This is a genomic window from Variovorax sp. AC103 (assembly GCF_979254005.1).
Genome location: NZ_CEEDFC010000082.1, coordinates 1 through 252, shown reverse-complemented (window position 1 = coordinate 252; position 252 = coordinate 1). Strand labels below are relative to the sequence as shown.

Here is a 252-nt window from a genome sequence, read left to right as displayed (position 1 = left end):
CCAGCACACCGAACGCTGGACAGGGTTGATTCTCGACCCGGACATCGCAGAACCGCGCGCAATCGCATTGCGCGGGGTCTTCGGCAACCAGCGCAGCGTCATCCAGAAAGTGCGAGCCATCCTGATCGGCAACGCGGATCGCAGTGCACCGCCGGCCAAGGATGGGCAGGGCGAGATCGGCGATATCCGGGACAAGACCTACGACGTGCTCACGGGTTTGATCACCCATGACATGGGCAAGCGTCGGAACTG

At 62.7% G+C, this 252-nt stretch carries 1 protein-coding gene; it reads left to right on the top strand.

Annotated elements, in window-relative coordinates; translation table 11 throughout:
- Positions 1-252 (top strand): hypothetical protein (locus AC0IYU_RS34880; RefSeq protein ID WP_472126983.1); only part of this gene is annotated, 252 nt, incomplete at both ends.